Origin of the sequence: Mycolicibacterium houstonense (assembly GCF_900078665.2) — a bacterium.
GTDB classification, from domain to species: domain Bacteria; phylum Actinomycetota; class Actinomycetes; order Mycobacteriales; family Mycobacteriaceae; genus Mycobacterium; species Mycobacterium houstonense.
This window is the reverse complement of record NZ_LT546208.1, coordinates 290,618-302,993: the sequence shown is the minus strand read 5'-3', so window position 1 is coordinate 302,993 and position 12,376 is coordinate 290,618. Positions and strand designations below refer to the sequence as shown.

Annotated in this window: 13 protein-coding genes; 7 read left to right on the top strand and 6 right to left on the bottom strand. The window is 67.0% G+C overall.

Going from position 1 to position 12,376, the window contains the following annotated elements:
• Nucleotides 1-474 precede the first annotated feature (474 nt).
• From BN4332_RS35680 to BN4332_RS29435, 5 genes are all read left to right on the top strand, one after another.
• On the top strand, nucleotides 475-1,197 hold the full coding sequence (locus BN4332_RS35680) for an HNH endonuclease signature motif containing protein (protein WP_084459450.1): 723 nt from the start codon (nucleotides 475-477) through the stop codon (nucleotides 1,195-1,197).
• Nucleotides 1,166-1,621, top strand: coding sequence for an MFS transporter (locus BN4332_RS29450; RefSeq protein ID WP_235654328.1), 456 nt, complete (start codon nucleotides 1,166-1,168; stop codon nucleotides 1,619-1,621). The genes BN4332_RS35680 and BN4332_RS29450 overlap by 32 nt, the downstream gene beginning before the upstream one ends.
• An 83-nt stretch (nucleotides 1,622-1,704) precedes the next feature.
• The gene (locus tag BN4332_RS29445; RefSeq protein ID WP_066903359.1) at nucleotides 1,705-2,466 is read left to right on the top strand and encodes a DUF222 domain-containing protein; all 762 of its coding nucleotides are present in this window, start codon (nucleotides 1,705-1,707) and stop codon (nucleotides 2,464-2,466) included.
• A 213-nt stretch (nucleotides 2,467-2,679) separates the two neighbouring features.
• On the top strand, nucleotides 2,680-2,973 hold the full coding sequence (locus BN4332_RS29440; RefSeq protein ID WP_066903357.1) for a hypothetical protein: 294 nt from the start codon (nucleotides 2,680-2,682) through the stop codon (nucleotides 2,971-2,973).
• Between the two features lie 67 nt (nucleotides 2,974-3,040).
• Nucleotides 3,041-3,787 carry an SDR family oxidoreductase gene (locus tag BN4332_RS29435; protein ID WP_066903355.1) on the top strand — a complete coding sequence of 249 codons (747 nt, stop codon included), beginning with the start codon at nucleotides 3,041-3,043 and terminating at the stop codon, nucleotides 3,785-3,787.
• A gap of 70 nt (nucleotides 3,788-3,857) precedes the next feature.
• Here the strand turns inward: BN4332_RS29435 and BN4332_RS29430 are convergent, their stop codons facing one another.
• The gene (locus BN4332_RS29430) at nucleotides 3,858-4,007 is read right to left on the bottom strand and encodes a hypothetical protein (RefSeq protein WP_096867160.1); all 150 of its coding nucleotides are present in this window, start codon (nucleotides 4,005-4,007) and stop codon (nucleotides 3,858-3,860) included.
• Between the two features lie 230 nt (nucleotides 4,008-4,237).
• Nucleotides 4,238-5,434, bottom strand: a complete 1,197-nt coding sequence (locus tag BN4332_RS29425) for an acyl-CoA dehydrogenase family protein (RefSeq protein ID WP_066903349.1) — start codon at nucleotides 5,432-5,434, stop codon at nucleotides 4,238-4,240.
• Between the two features lie 195 nt (nucleotides 5,435-5,629).
• Between BN4332_RS29425 and BN4332_RS29420 the strand changes: the two genes are divergently transcribed.
• Complete coding sequence (locus BN4332_RS29420) at nucleotides 5,630-7,687, top strand: acyltransferase family protein (protein ID WP_066903347.1); 2,058 nt, start codon at nucleotides 5,630-5,632, stop codon at nucleotides 7,685-7,687.
• A 4-nt stretch (nucleotides 7,688-7,691) separates the two neighbouring features.
• Here BN4332_RS29420 and BN4332_RS29415 read toward each other — a convergent pair whose 3' ends face one another.
• Genes BN4332_RS29415 through BN4332_RS29405 form a run of 3 tightly spaced genes read right to left on the bottom strand, consistent with a single transcriptional unit; the run spans nucleotide 7,692 to nucleotide 10,053 of the window.
• Nucleotides 7,692-8,114 (bottom strand): nitroreductase family deazaflavin-dependent oxidoreductase, encoded by a 423-nt coding sequence (locus BN4332_RS29415; RefSeq protein ID WP_066903345.1) that lies wholly within the window; start codon nucleotides 8,112-8,114, stop codon nucleotides 7,692-7,694.
• Nucleotides 8,111-9,349, bottom strand: coding sequence for a Cmx/CmrA family chloramphenicol efflux MFS transporter (locus BN4332_RS29410; RefSeq protein ID WP_338066808.1), 1,239 nt, complete (start codon nucleotides 9,347-9,349; stop codon nucleotides 8,111-8,113). Before BN4332_RS29410 ends, BN4332_RS29415 begins: the two co-directional genes overlap by 4 nt.
• Nucleotides 9,301-10,053, bottom strand: a complete 753-nt coding sequence (locus BN4332_RS29405; RefSeq protein WP_066903341.1) for an SDR family oxidoreductase — start codon at nucleotides 10,051-10,053, stop codon at nucleotides 9,301-9,303. Before BN4332_RS29405 ends, BN4332_RS29410 begins: the two co-directional genes overlap by 49 nt.
• A 77-nt stretch (nucleotides 10,054-10,130) precedes the next feature.
• Here BN4332_RS29405 and BN4332_RS29400 point away from each other — a divergent pair, with 77 nt between their 5' ends.
• Entirely contained in the window at nucleotides 10,131-10,718 is a 588-nt protein-coding gene (locus tag BN4332_RS29400; protein WP_066903339.1) for a TetR/AcrR family transcriptional regulator, read from the top strand.
• Between the two features lie 6 nt (nucleotides 10,719-10,724).
• Here the strand turns inward: BN4332_RS29400 and BN4332_RS34740 are convergent, their stop codons facing one another.
• The gene (locus tag BN4332_RS34740; RefSeq protein WP_084459449.1) at nucleotides 10,725-11,618 is read right to left on the bottom strand and encodes an MFS transporter; all 894 of its coding nucleotides are present in this window, start codon (nucleotides 11,616-11,618) and stop codon (nucleotides 10,725-10,727) included.
• Nucleotides 11,619-12,376 lie beyond the last annotated feature (758 nt).

Sequence of the window (12,376 nt, the reverse complement as noted above, 5' to 3'; positions counted from 1 at the left end):
GATAGTCCTGATGTTGCTGCTCATTTGCGGGGGTTGCGGTTGGGGAAGCAGGATCCTGACGGGTTGGTTCATGTGCAGGGTTGGTTGGATCCGGAGACGGCGGCGTATCTGGCTGCGGTCCTCGGGGTGTGGGGCCGGCCGGGTATCAACAACCCGGCTGATCCGGCACCGGTTCACAACCCGACACCCAACCCGCTCGATACCGATACCGATACGCCAGCCGCCGACGTGCCGGAGCCCGAGGCCGATGTGCCCGACGCCGACACGGATGCCGACGGCGGTGCGGACGTTGGTATCGATGTGCCCGCGGCTGACGTGCCAGAGGCTGGTGCCGATGTGCCCGCGGCCCACGTGCCAGCTCCAGATGCCGGTGCCGACGCCGACGCCGACGCCGACGCTGATGCGTCCGACGCCCACGCCGACGTGGCGGATGCCGATGTGTCCGAGGGCGAGGCCGAGGTGGCGCATACCGATATGACTGCCCCTGATGCTGATACGCCAGATCCCGGTGCCGATGCGCCTAAGGCGGACCTGGCGGCTGCCGGTGCCGATATGCCCGACGTCGATGCGTCCGAGTCCTTCGTCGAGGACGGCAGCGTGCAAGGCCGGCAGGACCAGGAGGCAGCGGCGAGTCGGGATACCCGGACTCAGGCTCAGCGCAATCACGATGCGCTCAAGGCGGTGCTGCGGGAGGTGTTGATGTCCAAGCGGCTCGGGCAGCATGGCGGTCTTCCGGTCACGGTGGTGGTGTCGACCACGTTGGCGGAGTTGGAGGCCGGCGCCGGGATCGCGGTCACCGGTTCGGGCATCCGGATGCCGATGACAGATCTCATCCGGTTGGCCTCGCACAGCTTTCACTACCTCGTCGTGTACCAACATCACACCGCTGAGCCGCTGTACATGGCCCGCACCAAACGGTTGGCCACCAGGGCGCAACGGCTTTTGCTCTATGACCGGGATCGCGGGTGTACCCGGCCGGGGTGCACCGTGGCGGCCGATGAGTGTCAGGTCCATCACGCCGAGGCTGATTGGCAACACGGCGGACAGACCGACGCCCCTGGCCTCGCGCTGAGCTGTGGGCCCGACAACCGCCTGGTCGGGCTCGGCTGGACCACCAGCGTCGNTCGCCGGTCTGGCGACTCTTCCCGGCGGCCTCCTGATGGGTGTGGCGGGCCCCATTGTCGGGCGGGCCTATGACCGCCATGGCGCGCGCCTGCTCGTCGTGCCGGGATCGATGTTGCTGTGTGTGTCGTTGTGGGGTTTCACCCTGTTGTCCGCAGCGTCGCCGATCTGGGAACTCGTGGTCCTGCAGACGGTCATGATGGTCGGCCTGTCGATGATGTTCACCCCGTTGATGACCGATGCGCTCGCGGTCCTGCCGGACCGCTTGTACTCCCACGGCAGTGCCATCCTGACCACGCTGCAGCAGGTCGGCGGTGCGGCGGGCACCGCGCTGTTCGTGACGGTCATGACCAAGGCATCGCGGTCGGGCGGGGCCCCGGATCTGCCCGGTGTGCACGCGGCGTTCATGGCTGCGGCGGTGATCAGTGTGATCGCGGTGGTCACGTCGTTCTTCACGGCGCGGCGGCCGAGTCCGGCCGGAGGCACGCCGACGCACTAGCGCGTCGAAAAACTTTGGCCGCTTTGGTCCCATGAGTCACAGTTGCGGGGTTTTTGTCATCGGTTCGAACTAGTGTTCGAATCATGGTGGTGGGGTTGGTGCAGAGCCGGGATGCGGTGCAGTCCGCGTTGGCCGGTCACCGTGCGGCGACGGCGGCGCTGGTCGAGGCGGATTTCACCGGGTTCGACACTGCGGAGTTGTTGGCGATGCAGTCTGAGTGTGAGCTGCAGGCGCGTACGCAGGCGATGATTGATCATCGGATCCAGGCGGCGTTGATGGCGCGGAGCAGTCCGCACGAGGTGGGGGGCAAGTCCTGGACGGATGTTCTTGCTACGCGGATGCGGATCAGTCGTAAGGAAGCGGCCCGGCGGGTGGCGGTGGCCGCGGATCTGGGTCCGCGTTATGCGGTGACCGGTCAGGAGTTGGCGCCGGTGTTGCCGGGGTGTGCTCAGGCGTTGTTGTCGGGGTCGATCAGCGCCGATCACGTCGCGATCGTGCGTGACACCTTGGCGAAGGCCGAAAAGTATGTGGGCGCTGGTGATCTGGCTCAGGTGGAGTCGGATCTGGTGGCCGCGGCCAGGCGCGATACTCCTGAAGCGTTGAAGGCGGCGGCGGACAAGCTGTTGTATCTGCTGAATCAGGACGGTGATAGTCCTGATGTTGCTGCTCATTTGCGGGGGTTGCGGTTGGGGAAGCAGGATCCTGACGGGTTGGTTCATGTGCAGGGTTGGTTGGATCCGGAGACGGCGGCGTATCTGGCTGCGGTCCTCGGGGTGTGGGGCCGGCCGGGTATCAACAACCCGGCTGATCCGGCACCGGTTCACAACCCGACACCNCGACGTTGATGACAGGTAGACCCGCCCCGCCCACTCACACCCCGCTGACGCACAACCTGGTTGGAAATCTGTGCGCGGGATCGTCTTCCGTGACCGTGGGGAGAGCGCGAAGCCCATCGTGACAGTCGAGTAGCGCACTACGCGTGCCGGCTGCCGTGGCGGCAGTCGACAGTGGATGTGCCCATCGACCATGGGGCATCCGTACTCGACACAGGAGACAACATGAGCTGGAGATGGACGGGCAATCACGGGGACGCACCGTCAGCGGCGGCTGCGGCGACGGCCTCGGGCGCGGGCCCCGGTGAGGCAATTTTCGAGGTCAATGACGGGGGAACCGTCGGTCTCTACATCTTCGACAATCACACGGGCACCGGAGGCCGGACGTGGCACTGGACGGGCAACCATGCCGATGCCCCGTCGGCGGTCGCCGCAGCCAACGCGGCCGGTGCCGGTCCGGGTGAAGCGGTCTATGCCGTGAATGACGGTGGCACGGTAGGTCTTTACCTGCTCAACTGAGCTCCCTCGCCTCGGCGCAACCGGCGATCCCGGATGCGCCGAGGCGAGGTCGGGCACAATCGAGCCCGTGCAGGAAGCCCAGAAAGTCGTGGTGATCACCGGAGCGGGCAGCGGCATCGGCCGCGCGACGGCCGAGGTGTTGTTGGACGCCGGCCACCGTGTGGTGCTGGCCGGCCGCCGCCCGGAACCGCTGGCGGAGGTCGCCGGCGGGAACCCGAACGCCCGCGTCGTGGTCACCGATGTCACCGATTCGGCCTCGGTGCGCGCGCTGTTCGCCGACGCGGTGTCGACGTTCGGTCGCGTCGACGTGTTGTTCAACAATGCCGGGGTCTTCGGTCCGTCGGCTTCGATCGCCGACATCGACGATGAGCAATGGCATTCGACGTGGCGCACCAACGTCGACGGCGCGGTGTTCTGCGCCAGGGAAGCCGCCCGCGTCATGGCCGCTCAGCTTCCCAGGGGCGGCCGGATCATCAACAACGGATCGATCTCCGCGCATCGGCCTCGCCCCAGCAGCCTTGCCTACACCGTCACCAAACACGCGATGAGCGGGTTGACCGCGTCAATGTTGTTGGATCTGCGCGATATCGACATCTGCGTCACCCAGATCGACATCGGCAATGCCGCAACAGATATGACGGCCGGATTCAGCCACCAGACTCCGCAGGCCGATGGAAGCCTCGCGGCCGAGCCGACGTTCGACGTCGTGCATGTGGCGCGCGCCGTGGCGCATCTGGTCGATCTGCCGCTGGAGGTATCGGTGCCGTCGCTGACGGTGATGGCCCGGGCCATGCCGTATTTCGGCCGAGGCTGACCGAATGCCTGCCGAAACAACAAAGCCGGGGGCCTGTGGGCCACCGGCTCTGTACAGCGGATTCGTGATGTCAGCGATCGGCATCCTGAAGCTCGTACCGCTGGACGACTGCGATCAACTCTTCACGAACCGTCGAGTTGGGCAGTTCGTTGATCCGCGCGTAGAGGCGGCGCCGCGTGTTGGCGCGCTTCTGGTTGGCGCGAAACTGTGCGAAGGACATTCTTCTCACTCCTCAAAAGTGCCCCGGATCACGGGTACTCGTTGTCGTTGACGTCCACACCACGGGGATCGCCCGAGGCGGGGACGCTTCCATGCTCCTCGGTTCCGGTCTGTGAAAGCAATTCTTAGAGTGTGAGTTTCGCTACAGCCCAACCGAATTCGGGTGCGAAGCGTGGCCGCCATCACTATTGCGCGGCGGCGTGACGCCGGTGACCGCCGTGTTCGCCCGGTTCAGCGGAAGGCGGCTTGGCCGGTCAGGGCTTTGCCGATGGCGAGCAGGTGCATCTCGGAGGTGCCTTCGTAGGTCAGGACCGATTCGAGGTTGTTGGCATGGCGCAGCGGTGAGTACTCCAGGGTGATGCCGCTGCCGCCGAGCAGGGTTCGGCATTCGCGGGCGATGGCCAGGGCTTCGCGCACGTTGTTGAGCTTGCCCAGGCTGATCTGCTCGGGCCGCACCCCGTCGGCGTCCTTGATCCGGCCCAGATGAATCGCCAGCAACATGCCCTTGCCCAGCTCCACGGTCATGTTGGCCAGCTTCTCCTGGGTGAGCTGATAGCTGGCCAACGGCTTGTCGAACACCTCACGGCTGTGCGTGTAGGCGATCGCGGACTCCAGACTGTCGCGCGCGGCGCCCAGCGCCCCGAACACGATGCCGAACCGGGCCTCGTTCAGACACGACAACGGGCCCGACAATCCCTGGGCCAACGGCAGCTGCGCCGAGGCGGGCAGCCGCACATTGTCCAACACCAGCTCCGAGGTCACCGAGGCCCGCAGCGACAGCTTGCGGTGAATGGCGTTGGCGGTGAACCCCGGGGTGTCGGTGGGCACCAGGAACCCGCGAATCCCCTCGTCGGTCTGCGCCCACACCGTGGCCACATCGGCCAGGTTGCCGTTGGTGATCCACATCTTGGTGCCGTTGAGCACCCAATCGCTGCCGTCACGGCGGGCGCGGGTGCGCATGCCGGCCGGGTTGGAACCGAAGTCCGGCTCGGTCAGGCCGAAACAACCGATCGCCTCACCGGTGGCCAACCGCGGCAGCCACTCGTTTTTCTGCTCCTCGGAACCGAACCGGTAGATCGAGAACATCGACAGCGACCCCTGCACCGAGACAAAGCTGCGAAACCCGCTGTCCCCGGCCTCCAACTCCATACACGCCAACCCATAACTGACCGCGTTGGTGCCCGCGCAGCCGTAGCCCTGCAGGTGCATGCCCAGCACCCCCAGATCACCGAACTCCTTGGCCAACTCCCGCGGCAGGGTGGCCGATTCGAACCAGCCCTCGACATTCGGCTTGAGCCGGGTCTCGACGAACTGGCGCACCGTCGCAGCGATGTCACGCTCATCCTGATCAAGCAACCGATCGGTATCGAACAACTCCAGCGGCCGGTACGTGGACTTCTCGGCGGCCGGGGCAGCGGTGGCGGTCATGCCTCAAGGTTAGGTTTGCCGGACCGATCTGCCTATGGCCAGTCCGTACACACAGAAGAGCACGGTTGTCCGATATAGGCGGCGCCGGGCGAACCTGACCGTCCGCGGCTGTGGCCTATGCTCGGTGCGGCGAACGGCATGCCCACGGGGTGGTTTCGTCAGTAACCGGCGAAGAAATCCCAGGGGAAGTTGACCGTGCAGGTGATTGTTGACGATCCGGTTCGCGTTCCTGCCGTCGGCGGACAGGTCCGGGACGGCCTGATCGGGTTGGCCGGTGTGGCCGTCGTGATGGTGGTCATCTGCCATTTCTGGATGGGCCGGGCGGTCATCGGCGTGGACATTCTGTTGGTGTTGTCGGGTTTTCTCCTCGGAGCTCGGGTTCTGCGCCGCCTCGACACCGGACCGCGCACGCTGATCGCGGAGGCGGGTCGGCTGGCGCGCTGGCTGTTGCCGCCCTTGGTGTTGGTGCTGGCCGTTTGCGCGGTGTTGACCGTGCTGCTCCAGCCGCAGACCCGCTGGGAGGCCTTCGCCGATCAGACCCTGGCCGGTCTGGGCTTCTACCAGAATTGGCATCTGCTCCAGACGGCCGATGACTACGTGCGGGCCAGTGAGACCGTGACCCCGCTGCACCACCTCTGGGCGGTGTCGGTGCTGGGCCAATTCGCGGTCGCATTCCTCTTGGTGGCCGCTGTGGTGGCCGCGCTGACGATCCGTCGGGGTCGAAGCCCGCGACGAGTGCTGATCACCGTGTCCGCGGTCGCGATGGCGGCGTCGCTCTACCATGCCGTCACGACGCAGCCGCACAACCCGATGCTCGCCTACTTCGGCACCGGCGCCCGGGCGTGGGAGCTGTTGGCCGGGATGCTGACGGCGGCGTTCGTGGCCGGTCCGGCGGCGGGAGTGCGGTGGCCGGACCGGTTGCGCACCTGCATTGCCGGGTTCGGGTTGGCGGTACTGGTGTGGTGCGGTGTGTTCACCGACCCGGGCGGGCAGTCCTCCGGCTGGTGGACGCTGATTCCCGTGGCGGCGACGGTGCTGGTCATCATCTGCGGCGCCCCGGCGAGGCCGGGCTGGTTGCACAGCGCCCCGCTGATTCGGACCGGGGCGATGGCCTATCCGCTGTACCTGTGGCACTGGCCACTGCTGATCTTCTGGTTGGCCACCGTCAACGACGATTCCGTCGGTCTGGTCGACGGCGCCGCGGTCGCGGTGGCCGCCGCGGCGGCGGCGTTGTTGACCGCGCGGCTGACCGCAAGCCCGTGGCGGACACCGGCGCCGGGAATGTCCGGAACGGTGATGATGTCGGGCGCGCTGGTACTGCTGACGGCGGTGACACTCGTTGCGGTGTCGCTGATGTGGCAGGGACACGTGGCGCTGGCCCGGACCAGCGGGGCCGAACTCGGCATGCTCTCGGCCCGGGACTATCCGGGGGCTCAGGCCCTACTCGGCAACCAACGAGTCGCCAAACTGCCCATGCGGCCGACTGCGCTGGAAGCCGCCGACGACATCCCGCCGTCCTCGGTCGACCACTGCGTCACCGGATTCACCGGTGCCGAGGTCGTCAGCTGTGTCTACGGAGATCCCAAGGGCGCTCACACCATCGCGCTGGCCGGCGGCTCACATTCCGAGCACTGGCTGACCGCGCTGCACCAGATCGGGCGACAACACGGGGTCAAGGTGACCACCTACCTGAAGCTCGGATGCCCGCTCACCACCAAGCCGGTGCCGCTCATCGCGGGATCGTTCGAGGAGTATCCGTCCTGCCGTACGTGGTCGGATGCCGCTCTGGCCCAGATCATCGCCGATCGCCCGGACTACGTGTTCTTCACCTCGACCCGCCCGATTCTCAACGGACCCGGCGACTATGTGCCCGACTACTATCTCGGGATCTGGGATGAACTGTCCGCCAACGGCATTCCGATGCTCGGCATGCGCGATACCCCGTGGATGCTGCGGGACGGCTGGTTCTTCTCGCCGGTCGACTGTCTGTCGGCCGGCGGGGACGCCGAATCGTGCGGATTGCCGCGCCACGACGCCCTGGCCCAGCGCAATCCGACGCTGGACCACCTCGCCGCCTATCCGACGATGAAGGTGCTGGATCTGAGCGACGCGGTCTGCCGGCCGACCATCTGCCGGGCGGTCGAGGGCAACGTGCTGATCTACCACGATGCCCACCACCTCTCCAGCGCTTATGTGCGCACGCTCACCGACGAGCTGGCTCGGCAGATGTCCGACGCCCTCGGCTGGTGGTGACCCGTCACTCGACGATGAAGACCGGAATCTGTCGATCGGTCTTGGTCTGGTACTCCGCATACGGCGGGTAGGCCTCGACGGCCAGCTTCCACCAGTGCTCACGCTCGTCGCCGGAGAGTTCGCGGGCGGTCAGCGACACAACCTTGTCACCGTCTTGCACGGTGACGGCCGGGTTGGCCTTGACGTTGAAGTACCACGACGGGTGCTCGGGGGCACCGCCCTTGGACGCCACCATCGCGTAGCGGCCGTTTTCCTCGACGCGCATCAACGGCACGTACCGCTTCTTGCCGGACTTGGCGCCTGTCGTCGTAAACAGGACGATCGGGCGGTCGAGCACCTCGACTCCGTCGGTGGTGCCGTTCTCCAGGATGCGTTGGGTCTGCTCGCGTACCCAGTCGGTCGGGCTCAGTTCGGCTTGTTCACTCACGCCCCCCGCAACACCGGTTGGCTCGCGGCTATTCCGCGGGCATGTCGACCTCGAACCAGCGCGGCATCCACGGCGAACAGTGCCAGCGCTGCGACGGCCAGAACGGCGCCGATCCACGGCACCGCCGGGTAGCCCCACCCGGCGGTCAGGGCCAGTCCGGCCAGCCACGGCCCGACTGCGATTCCGACGTTGAACGCCGAGGTGGTTCCGGCGGCGGTCAACGTCGGCGCGGACGCCCCGAGTGCGAAGACCCGCGAGTTCAGGGCCGGATTGGTACCGAAACCGGTGAGGCCGAGTAGCACGCTCAGCGCGGCTACCGGCAGCGCATGGCGGCTGGCGACGGCGATGCCGACCAGAACGACGCACAATGCGGTGAATCCGACGAGGAGCACCCCGTGCGGCCAGCGATCGGCCGCATATCCACCCACCGCCATCCCGGCGAGTGCCCCCGCGCCGTAGCCGAACAGGATCACCGGTACCCATTCGGATCCCAGACCGCTGGTGGTGATCAGCATGGCGCCCAGATAGGTGAAGGTGCCGAGCAGTGCCGCCGTGCCGACCGCGGTCATGGCATAGGACAACCACAGCCGGGGTACGGCCAGCCCGCGCAACTCGTCGGCCATCCGCGGTGCGGTGGTGGGGCGTGCCGTCGGGACAGCGGCCAGCACGGCCCCCGCGGCCAGCGTGGACATGGCCGCGACGGCCCAGAACGCGCCGCGCCAGCCCAGATTCTGGCCGATCCAGGTGCCGGCGGGCAGCCCGATCACCGTGGCGACCGTGAGTCCACCGGCAACGACGCTCATCGCGCGGCCGCGCCGGTCGGGGGAGACCAGTGACATCGCGGTACCCGCGCCGACGGCCCAGAAGCCGGCGTAGACGAACGCCGCGACGAACCTGACCGCCAGCAGCACCGGGTAGGAATCGGTGAGCGCACCGGCGACGTGGGCCAGGACGAAGATCGTCAGGAATGCCAGCAGTGCCCGCCGGCGCGGCCAACGCAGGGTGACGACGGCGAGAACCGGAGCGCCGATCAGCATGCCGAGCGCGAACACCGATACCAGCAGGCCGGCTTCCGGGACCGTCACTCCGAGATCGGCCGACATTTCGGGCAGCAGGCCGGCCAGCATGAGTTCGCTTGTGCCCTGCGCGAATATCGCAGCGCCGAGGATCCAGATCGCGATCGGCATCAGAGCATCGACCCACCGCTGGCGTCGATCCATTGCCCGGTCACCCACCGGGAGTCCTCGGCGGCGAGGAACGCGACGATGTCGGCGACGTCTTCCGGTTGGGCGACCCGGTTGAACGGTGACTGTGCCGCCACGGCTGCCCGGCCCTCCGCGGAGGCCAATCGGGCCGCATTCATGTCGGTGTCGGTGCTTCCCGGTCCCACGGCGTTCACCGTGATGCCCCGCGGTGCAACGTGTTTGGCCAGGGTGGCAGTGAACGAGTCGAGCGCGGCCTTGGCCATCGCGTAGCTGAGCAGCTCGGGTATCCGGGAGCCGTGGGTGAACCGTGTCGAGATGTTGACGATTCGGCCGTTGTCGCGGATCCGGGACAACCCCTGTTGGGTGATGAAGACCGGTGCGCGAGTGTTCACCGCGAAGATCTCGTCGTAGGTCGATTCGTCCAGGTCGCCGAAAGCGATTCGCCCGCCCAGTATTCCGGCATTGTTCACCAGGATGTCGAGACCGTCGGCGTGGCGATCGAAGGCTTCCCAGAGTTGCGCTGCGTCGCCGGTTGCGCCGAGGGCCGCCGAAACCGCGAACGCCTCGCCGCCGGCTTCGGTGATCTGCTGCACGGTTTGTTCGGCGGCGTCGGCCCGACTGCCGTAGTGCACGCCGACCCGCGCGCCGTCGTGGGCCAGGCGGAGGGCGATGGCCCGGCCGATTCCCCGGCTGGCGCCGGTCACCAGGGCGGTCTTACCGATCAGAGCGGGCACGTTGCGCTCCTTTCTTTAGCGGTCGATACAAAATTCGACGCTAGCACATTAACTAGCGATCGCTATAGAATGGCTGAGTGACCCCGGTACGTGGACGGCCCCGCTCCTTCGACCGCGACGCGGCCCTGGACAAGGCGATCCTGCTGTTCTGGGAGCGCGGTTACGAGGCCACGTCCACCCGCGATCTGAGTAGCGCGCTGGGCATCGGAATCCCCAGCATCTACGCCGCTTTCGGGGACAAGCAGTGTCTGTTCAACGAAGCGGTGCAGGTCTACGACGAGCGCTACGGCGGATTCATCAACGCCGCGTTGAGGGAAGAGCCCACCGCCCGAGCGGCCTTCGCCCGCATTCTCCGCGAAGCTCCGGCCCGCTATACCCGCCGTGGCCTGCCCAACGGCTGCCTCATCGTCAGCGGCGACGACGGCACGGCCGATCAGGCCGTGCGGGCCGCGCTGCAACGCATCCGTCGTCAGAAAACCAGTGAGCTCGCCGACAAGGTCAGTGCCGACATCGCGGCCGGGGACGTGCCGAACGACACCGATGCGCAGGCGCTGGCGCAGTACGTCATGTCCACGCTGAGCGGCATCGCCCAAGCCGCTCGTGACCGCGTTCCGCGGGCCACCCTCGACCGGGTCGCCATGATCGCGGCGCGGGCGCTGCCGTGAGTCCGGTTACCTGAGTTTGAGGACCACTTTGCCCTTGGCGCTGCGGTTTTCCAGGGATGCGATGGCCGCTCCGGCCTGCTCCAGCGGGTAGACCTCGGGATGGGGTGCGGCCACCGCGCCGGCGGCCAGCAGCGGCTGCAGTTCGGCCCACTGCTCCTGGAGATAGCCGGGATGGGAGAACGTCCAGGCGCCCCAGCCGGCACCTACCACGTCGACATTGTTGAGCAGCAGGCGATTGACCTTGACCGTGGGGATCTCGCCGCCGGTGAACCCGACCACCAACAGCCGACCGCCAACGGCCAGCGATCGCAGTGAATCGGTGAAGCGGTCCCCGCCCACCGGGTCGACGACGATGTCCACACCGCGGCCGTCGGTCAGTTCCTTCACCGCGTCGCGGAATCCGTCGGCCAGCACCACGTCGGAAGCGCCTGCGGCCCTGGCGATCTCGGCCTTTTCCTCGGTGGACACCACGGCGATGGTGCGCGATGCGCCCAGCGCGGGCGCCAGCCGCAGCGCCGAGGTGCCGATGCCNTCGGGGGAGACCAGTGACATCGCGGTACCCGCGCCGACGGCCCAGAAGCCGGCGTAGACGAACGCCGCGACGAACCTGACCGCCAGCAGCACCGGGTAGGAATCGGTGAGCGCACCGGCGACGTGGGCCAGGACGAAGATCGTCAGGAATGCCAGCAGTGCCCGCCGGCGCGGCCAACGCAGGGTGACGACGGCGAGAACCGGAGCGCCGATCAGCATGCCGAGCGCGAACACCGATACCAGCAGGCCGGCTTCCGGGACCGTCACTCCGAGATCGGCCGACATTTCGGGCAGCAGGCCGGCCAGCATGAGTTCGCTTGTGCCCTGCGCGAATATCGCAGCGCCGAGGATCCAGATCGCGATCGGCATCAGAGCATCGACCCACCGCTGGCGTCGATCCATTGCCCGGTCACCCACCGGGAGTCCTCGGCGGCGAGGAACGCGACGATGTCGGCGACGTCTTCCGGTTGGGCGACCCGGTTGAACGGTGACTGTGCCGCCACGGCTGCCCGGCCCTCCGCGGAGGCCAATCGGGCCGCATTCATGTCGGTGTCGGTGCTTCCCGGTCCCACGGCGTTCACCGTGATGCCCCGCGGTGCAACGTGTTTGGCCAGGGTGGCAGTGAACGAGTCGAGCGCGGCCTTGGACATCGCGTAGCTGAGCAGCTCGGGTATCCGGGAGCCGTGGGTGAACCGTGTCGAGATGTTGACGATTCGGCCGTTGTCGCGGATCCGGGACAACCCCTGTTGGGTGATGAAGACCGGTGCGCGAGTGTTCACCGCGAAGATCTCGTCGTAGGTCGATTCGTCCAGGTCGCCGAAAGCGATTCGCCCGCCCAGTATTCCGGCATTGTTCACCAGGATGTCGAGACCGTCGGCGTGGCGATCGAAGGCTTCCCAGAGTTGCGCTGCGTCGCCGGTTGCGCCGAGGGCCGCCGAAACCGCGAACGCCTCGCCGCCGGCTTCGGTGATCTGCTGCACGGTTTGTTCGGCGGCGTCGGCCCGACTGCCGTAGTGCACGCCGACCCGCGCGCCGAAAGACGCAGATCGGAAGAGCACACGTCTGAACTCCAGTCACTGACCAATCTCGTATGCCGTCTTCTGCTTGAAAAAAAAAAAAACAACGAG